The organism is Anabaena sp. FACHB-83 (assembly GCF_014697485.1).
GTDB lineage: Bacteria > Cyanobacteriota > Cyanobacteriia > Cyanobacteriales > Nostocaceae > Nostoc_B.
On record NZ_JACJRY010000036.1, the window covers coordinates 21,823 to 48,677 of the forward strand.

The 26,855-nt window shown below is 41.1% G+C and carries 25 protein-coding genes; 12 read left to right on the plus strand and 13 right to left on the minus strand.

The features are described 5' to 3' along the window. Positions 1–45: 45 nt before the first annotated feature. A complete protein-coding gene (locus H6G79_RS27685; protein WP_242048584.1) occupies positions 46–2,184 on the minus strand; it encodes a PAS domain S-box protein in 2,139 nt (712 codons plus the stop codon). A gap of 336 nt (positions 2,185–2,520) precedes the next feature. Further along, positions 2,521–2,997 carry an NAD(P)H-quinone oxidoreductase subunit 4 gene (locus tag H6G79_RS27690; RefSeq protein ID WP_190592599.1) on the minus strand — a complete coding sequence of 159 codons (477 nt, stop codon included), beginning with the start codon at positions 2,995–2,997 and terminating at the stop codon, positions 2,521–2,523. Positions 2,998–3,523: 526 nt separating this feature from the next. Here H6G79_RS27690 and H6G79_RS27695 point away from each other — a divergent pair. Beyond that, on the plus strand, positions 3,524–3,793 hold the full coding sequence (locus H6G79_RS27695; RefSeq protein WP_190592600.1) for a UPF0175 family protein: 270 nt from the start codon (positions 3,524–3,526) through the stop codon (positions 3,791–3,793). Beyond that, positions 3,790–4,275 carry a DUF3368 domain-containing protein gene (locus tag H6G79_RS27700; RefSeq protein ID WP_190592601.1) on the plus strand — a complete coding sequence of 162 codons (486 nt, stop codon included), beginning with the start codon at positions 3,790–3,792 and terminating at the stop codon, positions 4,273–4,275. Before H6G79_RS27695 ends, H6G79_RS27700 begins: the two co-directional genes overlap by 4 nt. A 111-nt stretch (positions 4,276–4,386) precedes the next feature. Here the strand turns inward: H6G79_RS27700 and H6G79_RS27705 are convergent, their stop codons facing one another. The 3 genes from H6G79_RS27705 to H6G79_RS27715 all read right to left on the minus strand — a co-directional run bounded on the left by H6G79_RS27705 (position 4,387) and on the right by H6G79_RS27715 (position 8,235). After that, the gene (locus tag H6G79_RS27705) at positions 4,387–6,477 is read right to left on the minus strand and encodes an NAD(P)H-quinone oxidoreductase subunit 5 (protein WP_190592602.1); all 2,091 of its coding nucleotides are present in this window, start codon (positions 6,475–6,477) and stop codon (positions 4,387–4,389) included. Positions 6,478–6,716: 239 nt separating this feature from the next. Further along, positions 6,717–7,103 carry a co-chaperone YbbN gene (locus tag H6G79_RS27710; protein WP_190592603.1) on the minus strand — a complete coding sequence of 129 codons (387 nt, stop codon included), beginning with the start codon at positions 7,101–7,103 and terminating at the stop codon, positions 6,717–6,719. Between the two features lie 409 nt (positions 7,104–7,512). Further along, positions 7,513–8,235, minus strand: a complete 723-nt coding sequence (locus tag H6G79_RS27715; protein WP_396019819.1) for an NnrU family protein — start codon at positions 8,233–8,235, stop codon at positions 7,513–7,515. Between the two features lie 208 nt (positions 8,236–8,443). Between H6G79_RS27715 and H6G79_RS27720 the strand changes: the two genes are divergently transcribed. The 3 genes from H6G79_RS27720 to H6G79_RS27730 all read left to right on the plus strand — a co-directional run bounded on the left by H6G79_RS27720 (position 8,444) and on the right by H6G79_RS27730 (position 12,123). Beyond that, positions 8,444–9,457 carry a LysR family transcriptional regulator gene (locus H6G79_RS27720; protein ID WP_190592604.1) on the plus strand — a complete coding sequence of 338 codons (1,014 nt, stop codon included), beginning with the start codon at positions 8,444–8,446 and terminating at the stop codon, positions 9,455–9,457. An 81-nt stretch (positions 9,458–9,538) separates the two neighbouring features. Continuing rightward, positions 9,539–10,900 carry a serine/threonine-protein kinase gene (locus H6G79_RS27725; protein WP_190592605.1) on the plus strand — a complete coding sequence of 454 codons (1,362 nt, stop codon included), beginning with the start codon at positions 9,539–9,541 and terminating at the stop codon, positions 10,898–10,900. Between the two features lie 188 nt (positions 10,901–11,088). Beyond that, the gene (locus H6G79_RS27730; protein ID WP_190592606.1) at positions 11,089–12,123 is read left to right on the plus strand and encodes a PstS family phosphate ABC transporter substrate-binding protein; all 1,035 of its coding nucleotides are present in this window, start codon (positions 11,089–11,091) and stop codon (positions 12,121–12,123) included. Between the two features lie 627 nt (positions 12,124–12,750). On the opposite strand, the gene H6G79_RS27735 is transcribed toward H6G79_RS27730, so the two are convergent. Further along, positions 12,751–13,509, minus strand: a complete 759-nt coding sequence (locus H6G79_RS27735) for a Crp/Fnr family transcriptional regulator (protein WP_017654928.1) — start codon at positions 13,507–13,509, stop codon at positions 12,751–12,753. 542 nt (positions 13,510–14,051) lie between these two features. On the opposite strand from H6G79_RS27735, the gene H6G79_RS27740 reads away from it, so the two are divergent. Continuing rightward, a complete protein-coding gene (locus tag H6G79_RS27740) occupies positions 14,052–14,660 on the plus strand; it encodes a DALR anticodon-binding domain-containing protein (protein ID WP_242048586.1) in 609 nt (202 codons plus the stop codon). Positions 14,661–14,842: 182 nt separating this feature from the next. Here the strand turns inward: H6G79_RS27740 and H6G79_RS27745 are convergent, their stop codons facing one another. From H6G79_RS27745 to H6G79_RS27770, 6 genes are all read right to left on the minus strand, one after another. Further along, positions 14,843–15,703 (minus strand): Cof-type HAD-IIB family hydrolase, encoded by an 861-nt coding sequence (locus tag H6G79_RS27745; protein ID WP_190592608.1) that lies wholly within the window; start codon positions 15,701–15,703, stop codon positions 14,843–14,845. Positions 15,704–16,017: 314 nt separating this feature from the next. Beyond that, positions 16,018–16,473 (minus strand): PPC domain-containing protein, encoded by a 456-nt coding sequence (locus H6G79_RS27750; RefSeq protein ID WP_190592661.1) that lies wholly within the window; start codon positions 16,471–16,473, stop codon positions 16,018–16,020. 66 nt (positions 16,474–16,539) lie between these two features. Continuing rightward, complete coding sequence (locus H6G79_RS27755) at positions 16,540–17,229, minus strand: ComF family protein (RefSeq protein ID WP_190592609.1); 690 nt, start codon at positions 17,227–17,229, stop codon at positions 16,540–16,542. Between the two features lie 5 nt (positions 17,230–17,234). Further along, positions 17,235–17,717, minus strand: a complete 483-nt coding sequence (locus H6G79_RS27760) for a GNAT family N-acetyltransferase (RefSeq protein ID WP_190592610.1) — start codon at positions 17,715–17,717, stop codon at positions 17,235–17,237. A 178-nt stretch (positions 17,718–17,895) separates the two neighbouring features. Further along, positions 17,896–20,592: an EAL domain-containing protein gene (locus H6G79_RS27765; protein WP_190592611.1), complete on the minus strand. Its 2,697-nt coding sequence runs from the start codon at positions 20,590–20,592 to the stop codon at positions 17,896–17,898. A 323-nt stretch (positions 20,593–20,915) separates the two neighbouring features. Further along, positions 20,916–21,623 (minus strand): CAP domain-containing protein, encoded by a 708-nt coding sequence (locus tag H6G79_RS27770; RefSeq protein ID WP_190592612.1) that lies wholly within the window; start codon positions 21,621–21,623, stop codon positions 20,916–20,918. A gap of 356 nt (positions 21,624–21,979) precedes the next feature. Here H6G79_RS27770 and H6G79_RS27775 point away from each other — a divergent pair, with 356 nt between their 5' ends. The 5 genes from H6G79_RS27775 (at position 21,980) to H6G79_RS27795 (ending at position 24,195) form a co-directional block, all read left to right on the plus strand. Next, on the plus strand, positions 21,980–22,660 hold the full coding sequence (locus H6G79_RS27775) for a HEAT repeat domain-containing protein (RefSeq protein ID WP_190592613.1): 681 nt from the start codon (positions 21,980–21,982) through the stop codon (positions 22,658–22,660). A gap of 71 nt (positions 22,661–22,731) precedes the next feature. After that, on the plus strand, positions 22,732–23,295 hold the full coding sequence (locus H6G79_RS27780; protein WP_190592614.1) for a phycobiliprotein lyase: 564 nt from the start codon (positions 22,732–22,734) through the stop codon (positions 23,293–23,295). A 53-nt stretch (positions 23,296–23,348) separates the two neighbouring features. After that, entirely contained in the window at positions 23,349–23,537 is a 189-nt protein-coding gene (locus H6G79_RS27785; RefSeq protein WP_190592615.1) for a hypothetical protein, read from the plus strand. 149 nt (positions 23,538–23,686) lie between these two features. Next, positions 23,687–23,911 (plus strand): hypothetical protein, encoded by a 225-nt coding sequence (locus H6G79_RS27790; RefSeq protein WP_190592616.1) that lies wholly within the window; start codon positions 23,687–23,689, stop codon positions 23,909–23,911. Further along, positions 23,908–24,195 (plus strand): type II toxin-antitoxin system mRNA interferase toxin, RelE/StbE family, encoded by a 288-nt coding sequence (locus tag H6G79_RS27795; protein ID WP_190592617.1) that lies wholly within the window; start codon positions 23,908–23,910, stop codon positions 24,193–24,195. The genes H6G79_RS27790 and H6G79_RS27795 overlap by 4 nt, the downstream gene beginning before the upstream one ends. A 129-nt stretch (positions 24,196–24,324) precedes the next feature. Here the strand turns inward: H6G79_RS27795 and H6G79_RS27800 are convergent, their stop codons facing one another. Beyond that, positions 24,325–25,803, minus strand: coding sequence for a site-2 protease family protein (locus H6G79_RS27800; RefSeq protein ID WP_190592618.1), 1,479 nt, complete (start codon positions 25,801–25,803; stop codon positions 24,325–24,327). A gap of 256 nt (positions 25,804–26,059) precedes the next feature. Here H6G79_RS27800 and H6G79_RS27805 point away from each other — a divergent pair, with 256 nt between their 5' ends. Next, complete coding sequence (locus tag H6G79_RS27805) at positions 26,060–26,746, plus strand: MBL fold metallo-hydrolase (RefSeq protein WP_190592619.1); 687 nt, start codon at positions 26,060–26,062, stop codon at positions 26,744–26,746. Positions 26,747–26,855: the final 109 nt, after the last annotated feature.

A 26,855-nucleotide genomic window follows, 5' to 3' on the forward strand; every position in this document is an offset into this window, starting at 1 on the left:
TAAAAATTCGTAATTCACAATTCGTAATTAAGACCGTTGGCAGATTCAACTCTCTGCCCTTAAGTAAACGGGAATTGTCATGATAAATTCAGCACCCTTTCCCGGAGAGGAAATACATTCTAAAGACCCTTGATGTCTGTTAGTAATAATTTGGTAACTAATAGACAAACCCATCCCTGTTCCTTTACCTATAGGTTTACTTGTAAAAAATGGGTCAAATATTTTTTGTCTGACTTCATCTGACATCCCCACACCATTATCAATGATGCTGATTTTGACTTGTGTGGAATTTGGCATAGCTGTACGAATGTAAATAGTTGGTGTTAGCTGCTGGACATTTTCTTCTAACGCATCAATCGCATTCAGCAAAATATTCATAAATACTTGGTTGAGTTGCCCAGCATAACATTCAACTAAAGGTAAATTACCATATTCCTTAATGACTAAAATCTTGGGTCTATCTGTTTTAGATGCCAGACGATGCTCTAAAATCATTAAAGTACTATCCAGACCCTGATGTATATCAGCAGCTTTTAAATCAGATTCATCCAGACGAGAAAAGCTGCGGAGAGAAGCGACAATCTCGCTGATGCGATTTGCTCCAACTGTCATTGAAGAATAAAGTTTTGGCAAATCCTCGACTAAAAATTCTAAATCACAATTTTCAGCTTCTTCTTGAATTTCTAAGTCTGGTTCTGGATAATGAGACTGGTAAAGTTTCAGGATGTTGAGCAAATTTTGAGTATATTGATAGGCATGTTTGAGATTGCCAAAAATAAAACTCACTGGGTTATTGATTTCATGAGCAACCCCCGCAACTAGTTGTCCCAAAGAAGACATTTTTTCCGTTTGAATCAGTTGCAATTGTGTATGTTGTAATTCCTCTAAAGCTTGTTCTAATTCCTTAGCTTTTTGACTGAGTTCTGCTTCTGTTTGTTTACGCGCAGTAATATCATTACGAATGGCTACATATTGTTGGGGTTTGCCTTGCTCATCTAACAAAGGCACAATTGTCGTATCTACCCAATAATAAGTGCCATCCTTAGCTAAATTTTTCACTTCGCCTTTCCAGACTTTCCCCTGGCTAATAGTGAACCACATCTCTTGAAAAAACTCTTGGGAATGATAGCCAGAATTGATAATTCTATGGGTTTTCCCAATTAGTTCTGCTGGTTGATATTGGGAAATTTGACAAAACTTATCATTCACATATTCAATCATCCCTTTATTGTTAGTTACCGCAACAATTGATGATTGATCTAAAGCAAATTTGATATCTGCTACTTCTTTGAGCGATTTTTTGAGCGTGATTTCTGTTTGTTTACGCGCAGTAATATCATTACGAATAGCTACATATTGCTGGGGTTTACCTTGCTCATCTAAAACAGGTACAATTGTTGTATCTACCCAATAATATGTGCCATCTTTTGCCAAATTTTTAACTTCTCCTTTCCATACCCTTCCCTGGCTAATAGTTAACCACATCTCTTGAAAGAACTCTTGGGAGTGATAGCCAGAATTGATAATTCTATGGGTTTTGCCGATTAGTTCTGCTGGTTGATATTGAGAGATTTGACAAAAATTATCATTCACATATTCAATCATCCCTTTATTATTAGTTACGGCAATAATCGATGATTGGTCTAAAGCGAATTTGATATCTGCTAATTCTTTCAGGGATTTTTTGAGAGTGATTTCTGCTTGTTGGTGGGCAGTAACATAAGTATTTTTACGACTTGTAATATCTTCAACGATAGACAAAACACCAGTCACATTTCCTTGACAATCAACTACAGGAGTGTGATGCCACTCGCAAGTAATCATTTTGCCATCTTTCGTGAAATTCTCCTTGGTGCAGTAATTTCCTCCATGTTGTTTGATTAATGCAGTCATTAACTGATTGACATCTTCTCTAGGAATACTAGGTAAGAGAATTTCCCCAATATGAACATTGAGTACATCTGATTTACTGTACCCAAAGATACGTTCCGCCGCAGGATTCCAGTCTAAAACCTCAAAATCTATATTCCATTGAATAATTCCTAACGGATGGTATTCAACTAACGCAAATAATTTCTGCTGAGTATCTTGAAGTGATTTTTGTGTATTCTCTAAATCTGTTATGAGATGATCTCGCTGCTGACAACAAGTTGGTAGCTCTTGATACTTAGATTCAAGCAACATAGTGATTAATCTCCAGCCCAGTTAAAAAAGGGAAAACAAGTAAATTGCGATATTCTTAGTATTAATATTGCCCAAATCAGTCTGGGTAATTTACTTGTGTGGCGAAGACTGTTGATTGATACCAAGCAGGAAGTCTGGGACTATACAAACAAAGCCTGCTTACGCAGGATAATTCTCATTAATACATTTTATAGCATTACACTACAAGTATCATATCAGGTGAGTTAAAAGCAGGTATTGTGGATATTGAGTTAAGCAAATTTTGATTATCCTAACTCACCCGATAGACTAAAAATAGATGGGCATTTATGCACCAATCAATTATTTAGTTGTTGACTAAGCTTTCTTTTCTTGCACTAGAGCATTAATTTTGGAATTAATAGCTTTTAATACATCTTTGGTTTCATCAATTGTCAGGGTTTCATTTTTGGAAACTTTGCCCTTCAAGCTTCTGTAAGAGGCAATTGATGAATCAAAACTTTCAGTTGATGCACTTGGATCAGCTGCTAAAACATCTTTCTTTTCTTGTACTGCGGCATTAATTTTTGCGTTAATAACCCCTAAAGCGCCTTTGACTTCATCTGTTGTCAGGGTTTCATTTTTGGAAACTTTGCCCTTTAAACTTCTGTAAGATGCGATCGCAGCATCAACATCTTGAGTTTGTGTACCAGCATCAAAGGCAAGATACTGTGTAGCTCCAAAGTCTACAGAAACAGCAAGAGCGTTAGGTGGTGTTAACAACAAACCGCAAACTGTAACTAGCAATACCAGTGAGTAAGCCACAAGATTTTTCAGAGATGTAAAGAGTTTCATTTTTTTATACTCTCTATGACAGTAAGATTACCCCACGCATACTAAAGCCATGTCGGGAAAATACATCAAAAATTTAAGATATTTTTAATAAAAAAGCATATTATTCGGAATTTCATACTGTACAAAGCGAGTATCTTGTGTATTAACGTAAATACGTTATTTCAGGCTTTAATCAATCTTCTTTGATTAGGTGCGTAGACCTAGCCCGCCGTAAGCCTCGCTAAAATATCATTCAAAAATCCAGCTATCAATCGGTAAACTTTACCTGTTATTTTGGCTTTGCTGTCAATATCTAAGTCTTGATTATTAGGATTTACACACAAAAATTTTCTATGAAAATTGGGTGTAAGGGTGTGTAACGTAAAGATTTTAGATACATACGCTCACTGTGTAATAAAAATATTATCTCTCGAAATTGGATTTTGCCTGCGATCGCCTAGTCTAACCGGAGCATTGCTCAAAATCTCTGATGCTGCTCAGTTATTCTTAAAAAGAAGGATCATACATCCATCAAAGGATAGTACAAATGCAAATTACCATTGAAATACCCGATGACATTGCCCATCAACTCGCTAATACCCCTGACCAACTTTCTCGCCGCGCCTTAGAATCGCTGGTAGTGGAAGCTTATCGCCATCGGCAAATTTCTACTGCTCAAGTTCAACGTCTGTTAAATCTTTCTTCTCGACTAGCTACCGATGCTTTTCTTAAAGCCTATGAAGCTTACCAAGCCTACACCTTAGCTGACTTAGAGCAAGATTTGCAAGCTATTGATCAAGCGATGACTCAGCCATGATAGTTGTTTGCGATACTTCACCTTTGTGCTATCTCATCTTGATTGAGTGTATTGAAATTCTGCCTCAACTTTTCGGTCGCATTATCATCCCTAATGCTGTCTGCACAGAACTTCTTGCCGAAGGTTCTTACATCCAAGTTCAAAACTGGATTACCCAATCTCCAAGCTGGTTAGAGATTCAAACTACCACGCCCCTATTACCTAACTTATCTAGCAAACTTGGTATGGGTGAGCAAGAAACCATTTCTCTGGCTGTTCAACTCAACGCTGCCCTAGTGATCTTAGATGATCTGGATGCTCGACAAGCAGCGATCGCACAAGGTCTTAATGTTACAGGTTTACTTGGTGTTCTTTATCGTGCAGGAACCCAAGATATAATCGATTTTCCTAACACCATTTCTAAATTGCAATTAACCACCTTTCGTGCATCTTCTGCTCTCATCCAAAGTTTTTTAGATCGTTATTACCAAGAACAAGGTTAATCTTACGATACGCAAGAACTCTCTCAAAATTTTTAGGCCTAAAAAAAGAGCCTAAATTCAGACTCTCAAAAATGAAAAACTGAAGGGTGGACAGTCGCCCACCCTAAAAAATCAGGTAATGCCAAAAACGATCACCAAGCCCAAAACTGCGCCAAACACAATCAAGGCATAGAATTGAACGCGACCATTTTCTAAATATTTCAGCCCTTCGCCACTGACTAGGGTGAAAAAGCCTGTGAGGTTAACAGCACCATCAACAACGCGGAAGTCAACTTCCATGACTTGTCTAGCTAGGCGACGCAAGCCAAGGACAAAGACACGATGGTAAATGTCATCAAAGTACCACTTGTTGAGTGATAGCTCGTACAAAGGTTTGATTTTTGCTGCGATCGCAGCAGGGTCAATTTTCCGTTGCAAGTACATCAAGGAAGCCAAGGTAATCCCAATCAAGGAAATTCCCACAGAAGCCCCCGCCATAATATAAAATTCCGTCGGCTCAAATTCGGCGGCTTTTTCTAAAACTTCAGCGAGAGTTTCGTTAGGTGAGTAAATAAATTCCTCGAAATAATTAGCAAAGGGAGTTCCTACCAAACCAATCAAAATTGAAGGTACAGCCAACACTAATAATGGCAAGGTCATTGTCCACGGTGATTCATGGGGAGAATCGCTGTGATGACCATGAGAACCATGATGGTCTCCTGTGGCGGCTAGTTCACCATGTTTCATCGCCCCAGGGCCAAAATTCGGGGCTGGTTCTTCAGCTTCTAATTCCAGAATGATGGTTGATGCTTTCTTAAGTTTGGCTTTGATTTTCTCGTCAGTACCCCGGAATTTGCCTTCAAATGTCATGAAATACATTCTGAACATATAAAAAGCAGTGATTCCCGCCGTTAGCCAGCCAATGATCCACAAAAATGGATTAGCAGCAAAAGCCTTACCGAGAATTTCATCTTTTGACCAAAAACCTGCAAACGGAGGCATCCCGGAAATTGCCAAGCAGCCAATCAAAAAGGTAATAGCTGTGATGGGCATATATTTCCGCAGTTTGCCCATCAGTCGCATATCTTGGGCTAAAGCAGGGTCATGGCCAACGACTCCTTCCATCCCATGAATCACAGAACCGGAACCCAAGAACAGCATCGCCTTGAAGTAAGCGTGAGTCATCAGGTGGAATAAGCCAGCACTGTAAGCACCTACACCCATTGCCATCACCATGTAACCTAATTGGGAAATGGTGGAGTAGGCCAAGCCTTTTTTGATGTCGTTTTGCGTAATCGCAATTGTCGCCCCTAAAAATGCTGTAAATGCCCCAGTAAAGGCAATTACGTTCATCGCGGCGGGGACATGTTCAAACACAGGGTACATCCGGGCTACGAGAAATACACCTGCTGCCACCATTGTGGCGGCGTGGATTAAGGCGGAAATTGGTGTCGGGCCTTCCATTGCATCTGGTAGCCAGACATGGAGGGGGAACTGGGCTGATTTAGCAACAGGGCCGAGGAAAACCAAAATCGCAAACAGTATGGCGAGGAAATTGCTGATTGTTCCTGATTGCACCAGTTGGGCGAGGCGATCGCCCATGATATGAAAATCAAAGCTACCGGTTGCCCAAAACAGGCCTAAAATCCCCAATAATAAGCCAAAGTCACCAACGCGGTTGGTGACAAATGCTTTTTGACAGGCATCGGCGGCTGACTTGCGATCGTACCAAAAGCCGACCAGCAAGTAGGAACACATCCCTACCAGTTCCCAGAAGATATAAATTTGCACTAAGTTGGGACTGACCACCAGACCCAACATTGAGGAGCCAAATAAGCTCAGATAAGCGTAAAACCTTACATATCCTGGATCATGTGCCATATAGCCATCGGTATAGACCATGACTAAAAAGGCTACGGTTGTCACAATTACCAGCATAAGGGCTGTCAGGTGGTCAATTGTATAGCCCATGCTCAGGTGAAAATTCCCTGCTGCTGCCCATTCCAAAGTCCGCAGATAAGTCGGGTGTCCTTGAATTTGACTCCACAGCAAGGCAAACGACAAGCCCATCGCTGCTCCCATCAAGGAGATAATCAACGCAGCGTTGAGTTGCCGCAGGCGGTTCGTCACCTGATTGATCGAAATTAATCCCAAACCGACCAGCATCGCCCCTAAAAGAGGGAACACCGGAATCAGCCAGGCATATTCATAGATTGCTTCCATCACTGACGCATAATTTGAGAATTCTTGACTAGCTTAGGACAGTTTTGCGGCGGCTGTCTTCCGCAGGCAACTGTCCTGGTCGGAACTGTTAATAATTGTGACACACACCCCTGATGATAAAATACCCCACCCAAAGGTAATTGGGCGGGGTAATTAAGCATGGTTTTAGATTTGGCTGAAGTCAATAGCATCTTTCACTAATGATCATCAACTATTGACCATTGACAAATCACGCTATATTATGCAGTCCGACATTCTAAATCGGCTGTTTGGGAGTGGTTGTATGTTTTAGAACAGTTGGTGTAAGTGAGCTTGATTTCTTCTAGAGCCAGACGTAAATCGTCTCTGCCACGAAAACCTTCTAGGCGATGTCGGATAATGCCGTTTTCTACTAAAAGTAAAGTAGGTAGTGACTTGAGACGATAAGTATTGGATAGTTTGAAGTTTTCATCTGCATTCACTCCCACCAATTTAATTTGCTCCCCGCATTGAGATTTAAATTGTAATAACAAAGGGTGGATGATACGGCATAGGCCGCACCAAGGTGCTTCAAAATTCACTAAAACAGGTACTGGAGATTCTAAAACTTCTTGAGTAAATGTCCGCTCACTAACCGACAACACCATGATGCCTCGAAAATTATAGGGTTTTAATATCAAACTAGCTATCAGCAGGAAGAATTGGCAACTTAGTCAGCACCTATCTATGAGTTAGCATTCAGGATTTAAGATGATTAAAAAATTACTGCCGCTTTGATTTTAACTCTGATAAAAAAGCCAGCACGACTTTCACGGTGGCCTTTAGATTTTTTTAACTCCTGATTGCCGCTTTCATCGAGGGTGTTGAGAAGACTGTGCCATGAAAATCTCAACTAAGACTTATGACCAGCGACTTACCACTATATGAAGATCAAACTGGTTAAGCTTCCCCCCACTGACAACTATTTGATTTGATCCTACATTGATTTGGCAGCAATTGATAAGCTGAAATTGGCATTTACGCAGATTTTTTGTTGATAGCTGGGATCAGTAAAAATCACCATTCTATTTTACTAGTTGCTACGATCAACAGTGGATGTAACAACCACAGTAGACCAACAAAAATTGCTACTCCTAAATAAGCAGGGCGGATAAATTCTGGCCATTTCAGAGACTGACGACCATCCAGAATAGCTTGGAAAGGGATGATGGAAGTTCTTTGTTTGACAAGTTCAAAAGCTTCGCCGTAGCGTTGGGATAAGCGGCGATCGCCATGCCAAACTCCAAATAGGTGATGTAAGACTAATCCCAAAGATGTGACTAAAGTAAAGCTTGTCCCTAACCACAGCGTATGGGCGAAACACCAAATAACTTGTCCTACCATCTGGGGATGACGGGTAATACGGATAATCCCAGTTTCATACAAATGAACTTGGGGCTTTTGAATAGCAGCAATTTCTAGTAGATTGAAGGTGGCAGGATACAAAAATAAAAACGAAATTGCTGACAACACCCAAACTACAGCTTGTATTCCTGGGACTCCTTGTACCTGCCAGAGTTGCCAGCCGTCATAACGATGGTTAAAAAAGTAAGTAATTAAGATGACAGCCAACGGTAAACTAACTAATGCAAACAAAATGCGATAAAGCCTTGCTCCTATGTGCTTCTCAGCCAATGGACGTAGAGCAGCCCCGCCACTGTGGGCGATCGCAAAAGCAAATTGTAACCCCAACATGACAAAATGACTGGGAGTAAACAAAGGATTAGGCATCGTAGACATGGGTGAAGTTATTTAAACAAAAGTTAATACAGTACAACCAATAACACAAAGTATTCAACAGGGGACTTGCGCGAAGATTCAGTAGTACTGTTTTTTTTCGAGTCAAGTCTTCCGATTTGAAGATGGAATAAATCATTTTTTACTTTTTGGTGATCAAAGCCGATGTATTGCCAACTCTGCTCCTTTCAAAGTTTGTGGGTTGAACCTTATGTCTGACCTTCCTTTCACTTTAGATCAGTTACGTATCCTGAAAGCGATCGCACAAGAAGGGAGCTTCAAGCGTGCTGCTGATAGCTTGTATGTCTCCCAACCTGCCGTGAGTTTGCAAGTGCAGAACCTGGAACGGCAACTAGATGTCCCTTTATTTGACCGTGGCGGCCGTCGCGCCCAATTAACCGAAGCTGGACATCTACTGTTAAGTTACGGCGAAAAAATCCTCAGTCTGTGCCAAGAAACCTGTCGCGCCATTGAGGATTTACAAAATCTCCAAGGTGGGACTTTAATTGTCGGTGCATCTCAAACCACCGGGACTTATTTATTACCCCGGATGATTGGCATGTTTCGCCAAAAATATGCCGATGTGGCAGTGCAACTGCACGTCCACTCAACTCGCCGCACTGCTTGGAGTGTCGCCAACGGCCAAGTTGATTTAGCCATTATCGGTGGGGAAATTCCTGGTGAATTAGCCGAATCTTTGGAAATTATTCCTTACGCTGAAGATGAGTTAGCCCTGATTTTGCCAGTATTTCATCCCTTTGCTAAACTTGAAACCATTCAAAAAGACGACTTATATAAATTACAATTCATCGCTTTAGATTCTCAATCCACTATTCGCAAAGTCATCGATCAAGTACTAGCACGCTGCGAAATTGATACCAGACGTTTCAAAATCGAAATGGAACTCAATTCCATCGAAGCCATCAAAAATGCCGTACAGTCAGGATTGGGGGCGGCTTTCGTCTCGACATCCGCCATTGCCAAAGAGTTACAAATGGGTGTACTGCACTGCTCACCCATCGAAGGCGTGATTGTTAAACGCACACTCTGGCTGATTTTTAATCCCAACCGGTATAGATCCAAAGCCGCAGAAGCATTCAGCCAGGAAATATTACCCCAGTTTGCAACTCCAGGATGGAACCAAGACCTGATAAAATTGTCACAAAAAAAGCTAGTAGCAAATACATTTGATGTAGCAACACCCAGTTCCTCTGACGAGGGCTGATACTTGTCAATAGTCAATAGTCATTAGTTAAGGGCTACAGGCTATTGACTATTCACTGTGGACTATTGACTAAAAACTAACATGGAAGCTTACTGCACTCGTCCACGCTGCCCCCGCCCAAAAAATTATTTTGCCGACCTAGATGATGTGTCAACCCTCAAAACAGCGCAGCAAAAATATTGCGCTACCTGTGGTATGCCACTCATCCTTGATGGGAGATATATGTCTACCAAATTACTGGGTCGGGGAGGATTTGCCTCTGCCTTTCTCGCACGCGATCGCCGCATTCCAGGAATTCGCGCCTGTGTAGTCAAACAGTTCCAGCCTGCGGAAAATGTTAGTGCTAATCAACTGCGAATCGCTCAACAATTGTTTGAAAGAGAAGCAGATGTCTTAGCCGAAATTGGCCGAGAACACGAACAAATTCCAGAACTCTACGCTTTTTTCCAAATTACTGTTCCTAGTTTTACCCACCCCAATCACGAAGAACAGTTTTTTTACTTAGTCCAAGAATATATTGATGGTCTGAATCTTGAGGAAGAATTAACCCAAAAGGGGAAATTTTCGGAAGCAGAAATTTTATATATGTTGCAGGAAATTCTCAAAATCCTCAAGTTTGTCCATGATAAAAATATTATTCATCGAGATATCAAGCCATCGAATATTATGCGTCGCCAAGATGGGAAATTATTTCTGTTAGATTTTGGCGCAGTCAAGCAAGTGACAAATGTGGCATCAGGGACAGTCGCCTCATCTACAGGAATTTATTCCGCCGGATTTGCCCCCCCAGAACAAATGACAGGAAATCAAGTATTTCCCTGTACAGATTTATATGCCTTAGCGGTAACTGCTGTGACTTTACTCACCAGTCAACCAACCACCCAGTTATTCGACCCACTAATTAACCAGTGGACTTGGCGATCGCATGTGGATATTGACCCCCGACTAGCCAATGTTTTAGATAAAATGCTGTTGCCTGCTGTCAGTCAACGTTTTCAATCAGCCGAGGAAGTACTCAAAGAACTGTTTCCGCAGTTCATCCCCCCAACTACACTCACAAATACACCAACTCAACCGCCCCTTATACAGCCACCTGCAACTTTTTCGACCACAGAGTTATTATCAGGGGCTGCTGTGAGTGGTTTTGAAGGTGCATTAATAGCGATCGCTCTCTCTAGTCTGATATCACCCATGATCGCTTTCACTATTGCCATCGTGATTTTGAGTGGGATGATTTTTGCTCAAACTCGACGCTGGATTAAAACCACAAATTTATTAATTGTGGCAGTAATATCTTTTGCGATCGTTCTTTTTGTTCCTGCCTTGCAAGCAGGAATGGATATTCAACAAATAGTAATATTAGGAATTGCCGGCAGTTTAATAGCTATTGCCGTAACCACACTATTTCAACTTATATATAAATTATTGTCTATTATGTTTTAAATAAAATACAGTAAAAGTCTATGTTTACTGTACTGCCAGTAATTTCAGGAATCTCATCTCCTTACTGTGTAGCATATTTCGTACCAATAAAATGGCAACTAGGAAATTAGAGTTTAATCAAACTTTAACCTAGCGTTACCCATAAAATGAGAAATTACTTTCAGGGTAAGAAAACTACACCACCAACTATGACACAACAACATAGAACTAACGAGACTAAAGTTTTGGTTCTAACACTAGCAATCACCTTGGGGCTAGTAGGTGGTTTGTTGTGGTGGTTTTCTCACAGCTATGGCATCAAAGGCAGTTATCTCACAAGAACAAGGGTAGAAACACCAAGTACAGATACCTTCTCGCAAATACCGGATGTCCCGACGGGGTTATTTAGTTATGGGGGTAGCACTACTTGGGCTCCGATCCGCCAGCAGGTAGATTCAGCCGTGTCCATTGTCTGGCCCAAATTTCAACTACGTTACACCGAGCCGATAGAAGCTGCACCCGGTTCTGGGACTGGAATTAAGATGCTGCTAGGTAATCAGTTAGCATTTGCTCAATCTTCTCGCGCTGTGAAGCCAGAAGAAAATGAACAAGCAAAAAAATTAGGGTTTGCACTCAAAGAAATACCTGTAGCAATTGATGGAATTGCGATCGCAGTTCACCCAAATCTCAATCTTCCTGGCTTAACCCTCACCCAGCTAAAAGATATCTACACAGGTAAAGTTAATAATTGGGAACAGTTAGGCGGGCCAAAATTACCCATAACACCATATTCTCGCCGTCCAGAAGATAGTGGCACCATTGAGTTTTTTGAAGAAAACGTCCTAAGTGGCGGAAAATTTGGTAGCAACGTCCAATTTATCGACACTACGACTAACGCCTTAAAAGAAGTAGCCAAAAATCCTGGTACAATTTACTATGCTTCCGCACCAGAGGTAGTCGGACAATGCAGCGTCAAAGCCTTACCCCTAGGTAAACAGCCAAACAAATTTATTGAACCTTACACAAAACCTTATATCCCCCTAGACAAATGTCCAAAACAGCGTAATCAACTGAATACTGAAGCATTTCAAACTGGTGATTATCCCATCACCCGACGTTTATTTGTCATCGTCAAACAAAATGGACAAGCAGATCAGCAAGCAGGTGAAGCTTACGCTAACTTATTGCTGACAGATCAAGGTCAAGAATTAATTGCGAAAGCTGGGTTTGTCAGACTTCGCTAATCAAGACTGATAGGGCTTACTTACGCACAAAGATTGTTTGTGGAGATTGGGTAAAGGGGTGTGAGGGTATGGGGTGTAGAGGTTGTGAATAGATACACCCCTATACCCTTTCACCCTACAGGCAAAAATGACAATTGGAGCCTAGGGTTAGGCTCCAATTCTGTGAATTAATTAACCGTATTTTCACTGCACCACTGATAACAACAAGACAGACAATGGCACTGAAAAAGTCTTGGGTAATCAATACTTTCGACTCTAATTTTGAGTTGTTTTCAGACCACCCAAACTTGATTGAAATTTGGCTGATCTTTATGACTGGAATCTACTACACTTTTGCCTTAAACAAGCATTATCTTGATTATTCAACCTAGTTCCTGTTGTTAGCAGGCAAACAAAATCCGAAAAGTTAGTTCTCTACCAAGAACTATGATTTTTCCCTAGTGAATATCTTGTACATTCACACACAGGCTGTTTTATCCAGAAAATACCCGATTACGCACAATCTGTTTGTGGTGGTCAAACAGATTGGTTAAACACAAAAGTAAGGAGGTGTTGCTGCGCCAACTTACTGATGACAGATCGGGATCAAGTTCTGATAGATGCCGTTACAGGAACTTGGATAGCGTCTTAGCTTGCTCTATTAATCGACTCTGCTGGCAAGCAAATGAGATTATCTCCTTGAGTGAGGATTAAACCTCTTTGACGCAATTTGCCCATTAAGCGGGTCACAGTTACACGAGTAGAGCCGATCGCACTACCAATTTGGGCATGAGTAAGGGGAAAAGGCAAACAATAGCCACGAATCACATCGGGATCAGTTTCGCTCATTGCGGGTTCGCCATATTCCTCAATTAACAATGTGAGGAATCCTAAGAGGCGGTCAATTGTGCGCCGTTGACCCAAGGCACTCAACCACAGCAATTTACGCTGATGCTGATACCTAAAGGCATCCATAACCTCGCGCCGGAAGTGAGGCCAGTTGTCTAAATCATGCCAGTACATCCACAGCACCGCAGTTTGGTCAACATGGGCGTATGCTTGGAGGGTGAATGGTGACTGAGCCACAATTTCAAATGGTTGTCCTGCTCCCACAAAACCCAAGAAAGCTTCTTCTGGAGTTCTGTTAATGCGTCGAGATGTTAACTGACTGGCAGTAGCACTCACTTGAGCGGTACCTACCATACGGATCGCACCTCTTTGCACCAAATACAGCAAACCAGGTCTAGCTGGAATGCGCTCATCTTTGCTAAAGGTGCGGCAACGATAGTGTTCTTGAGCCCAATCAAGAATACGTTGCCAAGTCAAAAAGGGGCGTGATGCCTCAGAAAAGGAGGATGGAGATTGCATAGGTAACAAAGAGCGTTCGGCTGAAGACAAAGACGTCATAAAACAAGGTGCAAGGAGTGTCTTTGTGTTGACGGGTAGGCTTAACGCCTAACAGCGCCAGCCATCCAAAGAGTAGAGAGCAATTTAGCGCCTACTCTTTTGTTATACTTCTTACTGTACAATGATGGTAGTAAAGTTTACTTACTATTCATAGAATATTTATTAAATTTTATGGTCTTCTCATTTTTCTTTATATAGATAAAACTTATATCTCAAGGAAGATGACAACCCACTGTTGGGGAAATAATCAAAAGCTGTTCTTATCAGATTAAGTGGATTATTGGTTAATAACAAGCAATCAGCTATCAATTAAGCAGCTATTAAATAGTTTGTCACAGGAAACACTCAGTGATTTTACTAAGACTGAAAAAATACAAATTAAGGAATTTAAAAAAAATCATCTATACAAAGATAGAGATAATAAAAAAATCTTGTATATCTCAGGAGTGGCACAGCAGTTAGCAAAATCTCATAATTGCACTGCTATGGAGATAGCTAATACTCTTGTCCCTAGATTATTGGCGACCAGTGGCGACGTTTTTATGGTTACAATTGTTCCACCTGGTTGGATTTATTTTGAATTGAAACCAACATATTTGGCAAGTTGGCTACAAAGCTGGGTTATGGGGTATAGAGAACAACTCGGAAAGATGGGAACAGAAAACACAACTCCCAAATTTAACAATTACAACCCGTCCCATATATTTGCAATTCAATACGCTTATGCAAGATGTTGCTCATTAATCTTGCTGGGTCATCGTGAGAAATTAATTAAACTGCGGGAACCTCTACCAGATACAAGTACAACATTGTGGCAACCAGTATCTCAACAACCAATACCTTGGTTGAATCATGACAACCTACTTTGGCTGCATCACTCCACAGAGAGGGATTTACTGGCTCAGTTAGTGGAGGTGGTGGACGAATTGGTATGTTCTGAGATTGGTGATGCAATTCATTGGCAAAAAACCGCTTGGAAGTTGAGCCAGGCTTGGGAAAAATTTTGGTGTCAGTGTCGCATTTGGGGCGATGTAAAAATTAATTCACCAGAATTGGCTCAATCTCGCTTGGGTTTGGTTATAGTGACCCAACATTTGCTGAGATATTTACTAGTAGAAAAACTAGGAGTTTCTGCTGTGTGGGAGTTATGAACATCAGTATTGTTTCTGAGGAAAATATAACGGTTTTTATCATAGCTATTGACTCATAAAAGTAGTTCGACTATACTTGCAGTTGTGTGAGGAGCGAACCAGCAAGAGCGCCGAGACGAAACACGGCCAGTCGTCGGCGCTCTTTCTGATTTCATAATGTAAAAAAGTTTAAACAGTTTGTTTTAAGAAAGTAAAAATTTTTGGATAGCGATCGCAACTCCATCTTTTTCGACACTGGGGGCTATCCATTGAGCAATCGCTTGTACTTCTGTGGGTGCATCACCCATCGCTACACCAATACCAGCGTATTCCAACATTTCTACATCATTAAAGTTATCACCAATAGCCATCACGTTATTCCTTTCTAAACCGAGAAGTTCTTCAGCGAAATAACGTACAGCCGCACCTTTATTAACAGCAGGATTTGTGGCTTCAAAAAAAGTAGCAACAGAAGTTGTGAGATAAAGTTCTGCGGGCGTATATTGGCGACGCAAATTCCCTAATAATTGGCTAATTGCTTCTGTGTCATCACACAAAGCTAAAATTTTTGTCGGTTCATATTCAATTAAAATGTTGCGTAAATCACCTACAGCAATGGGGGTAATTCCTGAACGTTGTGCGTAAATTTTAGTTTCTCTAGTTAACTCCCGGACATACAGTTGATCATTAATGTAAAAGTGAATAGAGAGAAGCGATCGCCACTGGGGTTCTTCAAAATAGTCTAGTAGTTGGTATGCAATTTCTCTGGCTACAGGTAAGTGATAGTGGATTTTTTGGTTAGTTGGGTCTTGAATCCAGGCTCCCTGATAAGCCGCTAATGGCAAGTTAGAGCGAATTTCTTGATGAAAGCGTAACGCAGAACGATACATTCTTCCAGTAGCAATTGCAACATGAATGCCTTTGGCTTGGGCTGCTGAGATCGCTTGCTTGACTGGTTTGCTTAAAGAATTAGATTTGCCAGCGATCGTACCATCGATATCTAAAACTAGTAACTTAATGTCTTGTTTAGGTAGAGCTTGATTTTCAGACGATGCCATATACATAAATTTTTAACCTGTGAACTTCCAGTATGAGGTTAACAGGCATTGGCATAATCTGATTCAGGCAAAATAATTAAGCTACAACACATCTAAATTCCTAGAAAACACAATAACTTATCCAGGACTTACGCAACTCGCACAGAGCGATCGCCAGCCCACTTTATCATTTAAATACCCTTGTTGAGAATAAACGTAAAACTAAGAGTTTCAGATGATTCTCTGCCCAAGGTAACAAAAGCGGGATAACTACTCAGCACTTTCAACTCAGCAACGCCAGTTGCTACAACTTTGGGAACCAAAGCAACGCACTCAGCAATTTACTTAATCGGTTGCAGTTTTGTTACCTTCAGTTTAAAGTTACCCACTCCAGTTTCCCCAAAAGACCGAACGCGGATAATATATATTCCTGTTTCGTTGATGCGGGTAAATAATAGGGAGTTACTTGTACCATCGGGGCCGTCATCATTTTCTGCCACCGTTGAACCATCTGGGGCTAACAGCGTAATAATGCAGTCAAAGTTTTCGGAAGATAAATCAACTGCCAGGTTATCACCTTTATTCAATTTAACTGTATAGTCACGGGCAAACCCACCCTGTCCTGTGGGTATATCTTTTTCCGAGAGTGTATCGGAAAGTTCTGTCAAATTAGTTAACGGAATTGGACTGTACAACTTGCTTTGGGCGAATGCTGCTGTTGTACTGATACTAATTGTCAGAAAAATAGTAGGAACAGTGATGAATCTTTTGAAACCTGCTGCAAAAGCTTTACTCATAATTTCAGGCTGTGTTGCCATACACAAGGTATTCGCTTAATTATAGATTTGTCAGATATGACTCGCCTATGAATTAGTATGTTGGTCTTTGATGGCGATCGCAACTGCGGCTAACCCCAACACTGTAATTCCCGACTGGCGAAGTGTTTGTACGGCAGATTTGGTGGTTGCACCAGTAGTGTAAATGTCATCGATTAACAATACTGGCATACTGGGGCATTGACGGCGAAATTCTTTACCGACAGCAAAAGCTTCAGCTAAGTTTTTTTCCCGTTCAGAAGCTGATAAACCAAACTGCGCTTGAGTTTCTCGCACCCTTTCTAAAACATTTAGATTTAATTTTAACTTAGTTGTCTGACAGAAGCTTTCGGCAATTAAGGCAGCTTGATTATAACCACGTTGCTTTTGCTTGTCTGGGTGCATCGGTATGGGTACAACTACTGGTTGGGTATGAGGCTGAGGAGAGTTTAATAACCATGCTTCACCCAAGTATGTACCCAAGATACGGGCAATATTCGGTTGGTTTTCATATTTCATCACGGCGATCGCTCTTTTGAGGCTACCACCATACACACCCCACCCAAATATCGGTATTTCACCTTGCCATGATGCACTAGGATGTTTTTGACCGCAGTTGTGTAATTGTCTGGCACAGTATACACACAAAGTCTCCGATGTACTTCGCTGACACAAAGGACAATGGGACTGTAAAAACAGGTTCAGGAAACCTTGGAAATGATTCTGCCAACTGGGCATAGAAATTAGTCTAGATATTTCACATACACGCGATCGCATCGTGCAGTTTCCACACCCGTCGCTGGTTGATAACCATTACTTTCGTATAACTTCACGGCTTCTACTAATATGCTGGCTGTTTCAATCCAAATTTGCTGGAAACCACGATTAGCGATCGCTGCTTCTAGTTGTTGTAACAAATATTTCCCCAAGCCAATACCCCGGACACTTGGTAAAAGATACATTTTGCGAATTTCCACAGCTTTTTCCCCGCGATTTATGGGGTAATATGCCCCAGTACCGACTATTTGGCTTTGGTGTTCCACTACCCAAAACTCACCGCCAGTAGCTAAGTAATATTCCTCAACTTGTAATACATCTTGGTCAGCACCGTTGGGTTCCCAACCCAACCCGTATTCTGATAATACATAACTGATGACTGCGGCCGCCCTGGAGCGATCGCCCTTTTCCCAGTTCCGAATTAAGAAATCTCGATAATGTTCTCTCATTCCGATATGTGGGTTAGGTTGAAACAGAAAAATTTTCTGGATATATACCCAATTTACCCACTAGATAGCGATTCTGGCCAAAATCATCTCAGGGTTTATGCTTAATTTATCAGGACTGATGTACAAAGATGATCGTTGAGTCCAGGTGTCAGGGTGGGATTTTCAGGCTTTTCCAAGCCTACACCATTCTCTCAACCTCAGATTTTACGTGCTTATACCCTGTGCCATTTTTCTCCTCTAGTTCAGAAAAATGTCTGTTTTGCAGAACTTCTGTTGCTTTTTCTGATGGCATTGGTTTATAGAAAAAATAACCTTGGACATCCTCACAATTAATAGATTTTAAGAAATCTAGTTCTTCTTGCTTTTCTACACCTTCAGCCGTGAGTCTTAAACCTAAATTACGTCCTAAAGTGACAATTGCTTTCACAATATGAGCTACTCGCACATCTGTGGTTAACTCTTGAATAAAGGAGCGATCAATTTTCAGGTTGTGTAGTGGTAGAAGTTGTAGCCGTGAAAGCGAAGAGTGTCCGGTACCAAAGTCATCAATGGAAAGGTGAACCCCCATTTGTTCTAACTTTTGTAAAACATTTCTGGTAAATTCTAAATCAGCGATCGCTGTTGATTCGGTAATTTCCAACTCTAGAAAATGTGGCTCTAATCCTGTCTCAGCTAAAATGTTCGCTACATCCTCTACTAGGGTAGCTTGACGAAACTGTTTAGGTGATAGATTGACAGCCACTGTCAAAGGCGGCAATCCTGCTGCTTGCCAAGCTTTATTTTGGATACAAGCTGTGCGTAATACCCATGCACCAATCGGAATAATTAATCCACTTTCCTCAGCTAACGGAATAAATATATTCGGCGCTACTAGTCCCATATCTGGGTTTTGCCAGCGCACCAAAGCTTCCATTCCAGTAATTTTGCCAGTCACAATATTGACACGGGGCTGATAATACACCGTCAATTCGTTTCTTTCTACGGCATAGCGCAAGCTTTTTTCTAAGTTAAGCAGTTCTGGAGTTTTGCCACTGAGGGTAGTGGTATAAAACTGATAATTATTTCTGCCTTCATCTTTGGCATAATACAGCGCCGTATCCGCATGTTGAATTAAGGTTTCAACATCATGACTGTGGTCATCAAAAACAGAAATACCAATACTCGCACTGATGTACAGTTCATGGCCATCAAGACAGAAAATCTTTTCTAAGGATTGCAGGATTCTTTGGGCTACTTGAGCTACTTCATCAAGATATTTAATATGGGGCAACAAAATTGTAAATTCGTCTCCTCCCCAACGAGCAACGGTATCTCCTTCTCTGAGAGATTCTTTGAGTCTTTGTGCCACCATTTGTAGTAATCTGTCACCAATGGTATGCCCTAACGTATCATTAATCACTTTGAAGCGATCTAAATCCAGAAACATCACAGCTAAACTTTCACGGTTGCGTGTGGCGTTGGGTAAAGCTTTAGCCAAGATTTCATTAAACAAGAACCGATTGGGTAAGCCCGTCAGCATATCGTGCAGTGCTTGGTAGCGGATTTTTTCTTCTACTTTTTGACGCTGCCAAGCACCGCTAATACTAGCCGCCATTGTCAATAGTGTTGATTCTTCATGCCTTGACCAAGTACGCTCAGAAGTACAATCGGCTAAACCAATACAACCCCAAAACTCATCTTCTAGCCGTAAGGGAACTAAAAGCAAAGATTGAATTCCATCTTTTGCTAATAGCTTTTGTTCTGCTACCGGAAATTCCCTGATATTGCCACTAATCGATTTTCCGCACGAGAGTGTGCCATACCAACGCGCTAATTCTGAAGATTGATAAAGTTGATTTTGCCAGTGAAAACGAGATGCGGTTAAATTTGTTCTTGTCCAGAAAAATTGCAAGCTCAGGGCCATTTCGCCTGTATCTGAATGGCGATGGTTTTTAAATAAATAAGCGCGATCAGCCTGAGCGGCTTCTCCTAGTACAGCCAAAGCTTTGTCTATGCCAGTTTCGTAATTCATTTCCACTAGCAAATAGTTAGCAGCTTCGGCTACTGCTTGCAATAGGCGATCGCGTTGCCGCAATTCTGCTTCTGCTTGCTTCTGCTCTGTAATATCCCTAACTATAAAAGTTCTAATTAAGTCACTTTCTGGTAAGTAGTGAATAACTTGTTCAAACACTTCCTGATCAACCGTGATCTCACGGGAAAAGGAATTGATCTGGTGATCTTCCAAGGCATGGAGTAACCCTGTCAGTACAGGATGCTTGTTACCAATTTCTCGAATCTTGGGAAATTTTGCCGATGCAGCTGGATTGAGATAAGTAATTGTTCCCCCCAAATCCATCTCAATAATTGGGTTAGGAATGAGTTCTGGGAACGATGCTAGGCGTGCTAGGGCAGTTTCACTGGCCGCTTCAAAATTAGGGTCAACCGCTAAGGTGGGAAAAGGATTGGCCGCATGAGCCTGCTCTAAGAGAAAATCTGAGATGTTTTCAATATCAACACTTTCGGAAAAAGCTTTTTCCGAAATATGCGAAACTGCATAGTATTTAGCTTGGACTTGATTATTCCCAAACGCAATCACATCACCATGCTGAAGATTATGGGAAACGCATTTCATTCCATTGACGTATAACCCGTTAGTACTAGACTTACCTTTAAAGTTGCCATCAATAATCCGAAACCCATATTGGTCAGTTTCGGGAAGAGTCACACGCAGTAAAATGGCATGTTGTCTAGATACGGAACGAGATCGCAACACAATCGCATTTCTGGAATCTCGACCAATGGAATAAGTAGTTTCTTGTAGTGGGATGGTTCTTTGTCCTTGTAAGTCTTGGACAACCAAAAGGTGACGTATTTTTTCCCACTCATTTCCTGGCATTGCTCTTCCTCAAAATCTCGTATCCTGGATTGAATGTTGAAAAATCTTACTTGTTTCAGTCACTTGCTTTTTGTTGAATACTTGCTCCAGTATCTAGGATAAAACAAACGTATACTATTTTACATAGCAAAAATACTTATTTTATGGAGTCAGGCAAATCTACCTTGCTTCAAGGTTTTAGTAGTCAGATATTTAAATTTAATTTATAGCAGTAATATACCTAGTAAAATCACTTAAATTTCAGGGATTTTTTGATTAAACCATTGTTCTCCTCGCCACAACGCATTGATTCATCTTGACATAGTTAACAGAGATTTGCCAGTCTAATTTTCTTTCTCTTGATAATCTCCAGCGTAGTTAATTACACAGATAGTTTGATATTTTTTATGAGTTCCATAAGCGACACCACTAACTTTAAATGCAGGGTTAAAGATATTAGTACGATGACCGCGTGATGGAACTCCATCATCGATAATTAATTGCATAACAATATCTTGGGCTGTATTCGGGCCATAGCTGATATTTTCTGCCGCAGTCTTCTGCCATTTACCATAGCGATTTAGGCGATCAAAAGGACTACTCCCATCACCACCATAATGACCTGTAGCCCCTTTATTTCCTTGGTCTTTAACATGAGCTTTTGCCGCTAAAGACATTCCTTTAGATATGCTTAACGCTCCTACAGGGCGTGCTGATCTCAGAAAGGCGATCGCTTCATCAACAGCTTTACTTCCTTCTTGGGTAATTAAGTAAGAATTGGATGATAATCTCACACGTTTACCTTGAAACCTCTGGCGATAGCCTTCCAAAATTGGGATATATGATTTAGGATTTTGTCTAACTTTATTTGTCTCACTAATTACTTGTTGTTCTACAAGTGAAAGATCATCTGACTTAGCTACTAAATATAAATTTAAACTGGCTGCTTCATCTAAAATTAAATCTGATTTTGCTAAAGATATACTATGTTTAAAAATTTGAGTGTAACAAACAGTAATTAAAATGCTGATGATTAAGGATGGTAACTTCATGTGTTTGATCATGGCTGCATAAGTTCTATATATAAAGTAATTTTTATTACCTGTCACCCTCAAAGATATGTAATGAATTAAGTATAATAAATCGTTTACCTTACGGAGATATTCGTCGTCAAGCCAAACTACCTGGATTTCTCTCTTGTGAGAAATCCAGGGGAGTGGGAAGTGTGGGAGGGGTGGGAGAATAGTGAAGAAATCTTTCCCCCCACACTCTCTACCCATACGTAAGTAATTCGGGACTAGAAGTAGCTAGTCGAGGACTGATACCAGAACAAAAAAAATTAATAACAGCAGTCTACTGGGCAAATCAGTTAAAGTAAAGATAAGTAAAGAAAGTGCTTGAATCATAAATGGCCGCTCTACCCTTACAGGAAATTTCTGCTCAGTTAGAAAGTTCAAACTTACGCGATCGCATGGTTGCACTTGCCAGTCTGCGCGATGTCCCTGCTGAAGATGCAGTCCCTTTAATTAAAAAAGTCTTAGATGACGATTCTCTGCAACTGCGTTCTATGGCTATCTTTGCCTTGGGAGTCAAGCAAACTGACGAATGCTACGCTATTTTGGTCAGAATTTTGCAAACTGACCCTGATTATGGCATTCGTGCCGATGCTGCTGGTGCATTGGGCTATTTAGGTGATACCAGAGCATTTGAAGCATTAGCTAGGGCATTTTATGAAGATACTGATTGGCTAGTCCGCTTTAGTGCAGCTGTCGCTTTAGGCAATCTGAAAGATCCACGCGCCCGTCAAATTCTCTTACAGGCTTTGGATAGTAATGAAGCGGTTTTAAAAGAAGCAGCGATTTCTGCACTCGGTGAAATTGGCGACTTAGAAGCAGTTGATAGTATTCTCAAATTTGCTCAGTCAGATGATTGGTTCGTTAGACAAAGACTGGCAGAAGCTTTGGGGAATCTGCCAACTCCCAAGAGTATCTCCGCTTTAAAATATTTAGAGAAAGATAGTCATCCTAACGTTGCCGAAGCAGCAAGAATCGGCCTCAAGCGAATTGAAGAAAAAGGCAAGCAAACATAAAATTTCCTTCTCCTGCTACCTTTTAATAATAAGAGGGACTTTTAGTATTTCGATGCAGGGTAATTTAATTCATGAATATTGAAGAGTTTTTTGAATTAAGTGCTGGTAAATGGTTTTCACACCGCACTAGCCATCACTTAGCATTTAAACAGTCTGAAGATGGTAAATCCGATATTGTAATTGAGATGTTGGCAGCAGATCATCCCGAAGTGATCAAACTGTGTCAACAGTACGAAGTGAACCCCAGTGAAGCTACCTGTGGTGCAAGAGTCACCTGGAACGGCACAATGGAATGGGATGAAGAAAAACACACAGGTTCAACGGTGCTAGTTACTGTCCCCGATGCTGATAATCCCAATGAAGGTAGATTACTGCGCGAAATGGGTTATGCCGAAAAAGCGCCTGTCGCCGGTCGTTACAAAATGGGTAGTGATGACGCATTAACTTTAACCACAGAATACGAAACTATGTGGTCGGAAGAACGTCTGTGGTTTGCCAGTCCCAATTTAAGAATGCGCGTTAGTATTCTCAAACGCTTTGGTGGCTTTAGTATGGCTTCCTTTACTTCAGAAATTCGGATGGGTGGTGCTTCAGCTGCGACAAAAGCAGCAGAAGTTAGTAATTCAGCTTCCTAAAAAAGTAGAGACGTGCAACATCGCACGTCTCTCTTTTTCTGACTGGAATCTCTATGAATGTCATATTTTTGATGAAAACCGAATTTTTAAGCCATAATTTTTACTTTTCGATCGCTACCAAGTCCTTGACTGGATGCCAATGCACCGACATTCCGTTATTTGTGCATTGGATAATCTCTTCACAGTTGCCCGTGCCAACATTCCAGATTCTCACAGATTACAAACCAGGACGTGGACAATAAAGCCATAGGACAGCCAGTAAAAATTACAAGTGCGTAGACACGGAGTGGCTTGTCTTCAGACATCGCTCATAGCTGGGGATAGTTGTGAGCGATCGCAGGCAGAAGCAACTATGATTAAATTAGCCTGAATAACCTAATTTGAGTCAACAATGACAGATATCTCCAAAACTTCTCGACTGCAAAATGCGATCGATGTTGCAGAATCCTTATCGCTAGAAGAACAGCAATCATTACTAGAAATTTTAGCAAAACGCTTGCATAGAAAACAACGCCAGCAGCTTTTGGAAGAAGTCCAAGAAATTCGCCAAGAGGTTGCAGAAGGCGGAATTAAATACGGTTCTGTGAAAGACTTTTTAGCGGAGTTGGATGCTTGAGAGAAATCGCTTGGAGTCCAAAATCTCTACGTGATTTTAAGCGTATGGTACGTCAAAATCCTCAACTACGCACCTTGATTGAAGAAACTCTAGAACAACTTGCCACAGATCCTTTCCATCCTACGTTGAAAACTCATAAGCTTTCAGGCGAGTTTGCTGGAATTTGGGCTTGCTCCATTGACTACAGCTATCGCATTCTTTTTGAATTTGTGGCTAACCAAGAAGAAGGCAAAGAAGACGCAATTCTCCTACTAAATGTGGGTGATCATGATGATGTCTATTAGTGCGATCGCTAATCTTGTAGAAGGCCTTAGCGGTGAGAGTACGGCATCGCCGAATTTATTAATTAGCGATCGCTCCTAGCAGGGTGGGCTACTATCAATTTAGTCAGTAGGTATCGTTTGGAAGGATGTTTAAATTTGGAGTAAGTTAGCGATCGCCTGTGGTAGTGGCAAAATAATGATAATTAATAAAGCCATCGCCATTAATCCCAAAATATCGCGTCCATTATCCAATTCGCTAACATCATTTAATGCTGGTTCATCAACTAGCGGCATAAATAATAAAATTATTGCCCAAACAAAAAATTCTGACTGTACCAAAGACAGTAATAGCAGTAACAACCGCGCTATTTGACCAATCATCATAGCGGTGCGCTGTCCAAACATTGCATGAACAATGTGTCCGCCATCGAGTTGTCCGACGGGCATTAAATTTAAGGCTGTGACAATTAATCCTAAAAAACCAGCTACAGCTAAAGGATGTAAATCAATAGCAGATTTAGCTGTGAGTTGACTGCCTAAAGCTACCTTAGAAAGCAAAGCTAATAAAATAGAATATTTCGGATTCAAGGCATCAGGATTGAGAATACCCATTTTGTCATTCATGGGGACGATTTCAGAATGAGCTAAACCCCAGATTAAAATCGGTAATGTGGCGATAAATCCGGCAATTGGCCCGGCAATGCTGATATCAAATAAAGCTTTCCGGTTAGGAATTGGACTACGCATTTGAATGAACGCACCGAAAGTCCCCAAAAAGAAAGGCATGGGGATAAAATATGGCAGGGTTGAGCGAATTTTGTAGAATTTAGCTGTTAAGTAATGACCCAGTTCGTGAGTGCCTAAAATTGTGATTAATCCCAAGGAATATGGCAATCCTTCTAACAAAATTTGGGGATTAGATTGTAATGTTGTGAGTTCAACCCCAGAAATTCTAGCTCCCACAAAGGTGGTCGTGAAAAGAGTTGTAATTAATAGTAAAAGAGCTAATCCTGGTCTGGTTAATTTTTCGGTTTTGTTTTGATTAACTGCTGAAGCGGCTTGTGAGTTAGGCACTAAGACAAAAAAGGGCTTACCATTTATGCCTTCTTGAAATATGAGCAAAAAGCGATCGCCAAATTGTGATTCGACGTTGGCTTTAATTCGCTGGTAAGCTTGCTGCGGTGTAGTGCGTAACTGTCCGCGACAGATAATCGCTTGGGGTCGATACTCAAGATTTTGAATATAGTATACAGACCAAGGAAAACAATTTCGTAGTTGGCTTTCTTCGGTAGGTTCAATGGGACGCACTGGTACTGGTTCTGCGGTAGGATGGATAACCGATTCTGGTTTGGGAGTTTGAGGTTCAGTTTGCTTATCTGTTGACGCTGTTCGCCCCCATTGAAATAACAGCCAGTATAACAAGAGACAAACAATAGAAGAACCGATAATCAGTGATGGTGGCGGAGGTTGTTTAATGCCATATCTGGCTGTCCATCCAGTCAATAGTAATGCTGGTGTCATTAAAACTAGCCATAACAACCAAACAGGCGTACGTGTAATGCCAAGCGCACTGCGTTGCACCATCAAATAAGTAGCTAGTCCTAGGAGGAGGAGAAACCAAAAATTCATGTTTTCTTTAATAATTTGGAAAAATATCCCACCAGTAGTGTCACCACCACAAAGCAGAATCTCAAACCCCAATTTTTAACAATAGTTAACTATTAAGGCAGAATTTTTTAGTACCAATTTGTTCCATCATGACCACAGATGAACTGCACAAAAGCTAATAAAACAACGGTTTGACAATCTCAAGCCGAAAATTAGATCAGTAGTTCAACTCTGTGATTAAATTTGTAGCACTCCTCATTTTTGTATAGTTTTTCTCATGGGTTCCTTACCTCAACCGCCCGGTCATCATGCTAAAGCGCCACGGCCTGTACTTGACAGCATTTTTGCTTTTGTGCCAAATCGGGACACATTGGGAGGAACCTCCTATTTCATTGTAAGAAATGAAGGGAATATCCTCATCGATTGCCCAGCGTTAGAACAAATAAATCTGGATTTTTTGCGATCGCATGGGGGTGTACGCTGGTTAGTGATTACGCACCGTGGTGCCATTGGCAAAACCCCAGAACTCCAGCAAGCTTTGGGTTGTGAAGTGATCATTCAAGAACAAGAAGCGTATTTATTACCTAATTTAACCGTTACGACCTTTACCCAAGAAATTATTCTTACTTCCACAACCCAAATTATTTGGACACCAGGACATTCCCCTGGTTCCGCTTGTCTTTATGACAGCAAATTCGGCGGCGTTTTATTTTCTGGTCGGCATTTATTACCCAATCAACAGGGTGAACCAGTACCATTACGTACCGCTAAAACCTTTCACTGGCCTAGACAAATTAAAAATGTTCAATCTTTACTAGAACGCTTTACCCCAGACACCCTTGAGTATCTTTGTCCTGGTGCGAATACAGGTTTTCTGAGAGGTAAGCGTGTGATAGACCAAGCATATCAGCGTTTAGCTGCCTTGGATTTCTCCGATTTGTTGCAGGTACAACTGATTTTATAGAGGGAATAGGGAGTAGGGAGTGGGGAGTAGGAAGGGGAAAGTTTTTGATCAAAGGCTGAGTCAAGACTTTCATGTTAACTTTTTCTCTCTTATCTACCTTGTCTCCCTT